3 protein-coding genes are annotated in these 2,646 nt (G+C 67.7%); 1 reads left to right on the top strand and 2 read right to left on the bottom strand.

Features of this window, described 5'->3' with window-relative positions; translation table 11 throughout:
• Positions 1–328: 328 nt before the first annotated feature.
• On the top strand, positions 329–1,426 hold the full coding sequence (locus D471_RS0132115) for an rRNA adenine N-6-methyltransferase family protein (protein WP_017602406.1): 1,098 nt from the start codon (positions 329–331) through the stop codon (positions 1,424–1,426).
• 160 nt (positions 1,427–1,586) lie between these two features.
• Here D471_RS0132115 and D471_RS38990 read toward each other — a convergent pair whose 3' ends face one another.
• Together D471_RS38990 and D471_RS0132105 are read right to left on the bottom strand one after the other, a co-directional pair.
• Positions 1,587–1,754 (bottom strand): DUF397 domain-containing protein, encoded by a 168-nt coding sequence (locus D471_RS38990; RefSeq protein ID WP_017602405.1) that lies wholly within the window; start codon positions 1,752–1,754, stop codon positions 1,587–1,589.
• Positions 1,751–2,521 (bottom strand): helix-turn-helix domain-containing protein, encoded by a 771-nt coding sequence (locus tag D471_RS0132105; RefSeq protein ID WP_161630144.1) that lies wholly within the window; start codon positions 2,519–2,521, stop codon positions 1,751–1,753. Before D471_RS0132105 ends, D471_RS38990 begins: the two co-directional genes overlap by 4 nt.
• Positions 2,522–2,646: the final 125 nt, after the last annotated feature.

Below are 2,646 nucleotides of genomic sequence, written 5' to 3'. Positions count from 1 at the left end.
TCTGCCACACCCACCTCACCCGCCAGTACGGGATGCGGCACTCCGAGGCCAACCAGGCGCTGGTGGACGCCCCTGCCTCCCGGAGGCGGCTCCGAACCAGAAAGCCACCGGGTCCTGCACCCGTGGCCGCATCCGGACACACCAAGGAATCGAATCCATACGCGGGGTAAACACTGGTCACCCCGCCTTTCTTCAGAGAGGGAACCCCCATGGCCAAGTGCGCGGCATGCAATGGTGAAGGAACGATCGTCGCCGGTGGGGACGGATCTGGCCCCTGGTCCGACAAGGAGGTCATCACCTGTGGCGACTGCAACGGAACGGGGGAGAAGTGACGGACCTGGACGACCTGCACGCCCGGCTCGTCGAGCGCCTGGACACCACCGAAACCATTCGCGCCGCGTTCGCCGACCACCCCCGCCACCACTACATCCCCGATCTCATATGGCCGGATGTGCAGGGGCTTCCGGTACCGCGTAAGCAGAATCCGCGGCGCTGGGTGGAGTGCGTCTACTCGGACGGCTTCGTCGTCACCCAGGCCAACGACGGAGGCAGTGGCCTGGTCAACACCCCCTCTTCGTCGTCCTCGGCACCGCAGGTGATGGCGGACATGATCGAGGCGGCGAACGTCTCCCCCGGGGTGCGGGTGCTGGAGATCGGCACGGGAACCGGATGGAACGCCGCCATCCTGGATTCCCTGGTCGGCCCGACTGGTTCGGTCACGTCGCTGGAGATCGACCCCGGCGTGGCCTCCCGTGCCCGTAAGCTGCTCGCCGGAACCCGGGTGGACGTCGTCCACGGCACGCAGCCGCCACCGGGCACGGTCTTCGACGTGGTCATCGCCACGTGCGCGGTCCGACGCCTCCCCCTCCCCTGGTTGGACTGCCTCGATGAGGGTTCGACACTCGTCGCGCCCTGGGCGCCCTACACCGAAGGCGGACCGACCCCGATCGCGGCCCTGCGCAAGACGGGCCGGGCCAGTGCCTCGGGCCCCGTGGTGCGTGACGCGATGTTCATGCGGGACCGCACCCAGCGCCAGGGGGGACCGTCCTTCCCCGGAGTCGGTCAGGAACCCGAGAGGGAGGGCACCTTCCCTCTCGGCTCAGATGATCTGCTCGGTCGTGATCTGCTGACCCGACTCGTACTGGCCTGCCCCGGCATTCACGTCGCCATGGGCGGACGGCCATGGAAGGACGGGCGGGCGAGGTTGGTCGCCGTGGGGGACTCCCAGAGCTGGGCGTGGATCTGGCCGGACGGCTCGGTCACCGGCAGCGGTGGGACCACGGCACTGGAGGCCTTCACGGCCGCCTACGCGGCGCTGGACGGGGCGGCCTGGCCCCCTCTGGACGCGTTCTCACTGGATGTCGATGCGCAGTGCGGTGTGTGCGTCGTCCGATCCGGGGCTGGTTCCTGGGAGCACCGGGCCTGACCCGCACACGGGTCGGGATGTCCCGTGCGACGGCGAGGATGCCCCGCCCGATCGAGCAGAGGGTCCCCGCGGCCCTGGTGACGAGAGGACCAGTGCGTACGCACTTATGTGGAAACCCCGGGCACCAGTCCTGCCCGGGGTCCCGCTCTGCCCTGGGGTCCTACCGCGTCACGGACGCCAGCAGCGCCGCCCACTCACTCGCGGGGAGGGACAGATGCCCCGACTCCCGGTTCTGGGTGTCGCGAACGTCCGCCCCGGCCTCGTGCTCTCTGACCTCGACGCACTCGGGTCCGGTCGAGCTGTAGCTCGACTTGTGCCACTCGTTCAATGGATCATTCCTTCCATGAGGGTGCGGGACTGGTCGGGCGGCAGTGCCCACCCCAAGGCCCGTTTCATCCGCTCGACCATGAACGGAAGTTTGCCCGGCGTGCTGTAGTCCAACATGCCGCTCACACCATCACCGATCGCGGCCGTACCGCCGTCCGTCAGGTGGTAGACCGTCAACGGCGCGACTGTGGTCGCCATGGTGTTCTCGGGCAACAGGTGAACGATCAATCGCCCGCAGTCGATCGCCTTCACCAGGTGGTTCACCTGCGCGACACGCACAGGGACCGGGACACCGAGCAGGCCCACGACGGGGAACACCGCCACGACCAAGGGATCGGACGTCGCCCGCAGAGTCGGGTAACGACGGCTCTTGCGCCCCACCTCTCGCCGGATGTCGTCATCACCGCCCGGGTAGACGCACTCCCGAAGTACGTGCTCGATGTACACGGGGCACTGCAACAGTCCGGGCACGTAGTTGGGGGACAACATCTCGATCACACGGGCCGCCCGGTCGAGTTCGGGTTCGGACTTGCGCCAGTCCGCGATAAGCGACCCCGTTGTTTGGACCTGCCACGCGCGGACGAGGTGACCTCCGATATCCAAGGCCGTGTCGATCTGCTCGACCAGAGCACGGTCGGGCAGGTTGCGGTCATGACGCCAGCGGGACACCGTGGACCGGTCCACGTGGAAGCGTGACGCGAGTTCCTTGTTGCTGATTCCGGCGGTGGCCATGGCTTCAGTCAGGATCCTGCCGAATGTGCGACCCATATCGCACAGGATGGCGCGAGCGTGCACAGCAGTGCTATCGGGGGTGTGCGCACCGTAGTGAAGGTGTGACCTGGGTCCCATGCAGACCTGGACTCGTAAGGCCGCCCGCCAACTCCGCCGCAACG

Source organism: Nocardiopsis lucentensis DSM 44048 (genome assembly GCF_000341125.1).
Lineage (GTDB): Bacteria > Actinomycetota > Actinomycetes > Streptosporangiales > Streptosporangiaceae > Nocardiopsis > Nocardiopsis lucentensis.
This window is presented reverse-complemented; position numbering and strand designations above follow the sequence as displayed.

Excerpts from the sequence above, each read along its gene's own strand:
- D471_RS0132105 (WP_161630144.1), bottom strand. The coding sequence starts at position 2,521 with ATGGGTCGCACATTCGGCAGGATCCTGACTGAAGCCATGGCCACCGCC.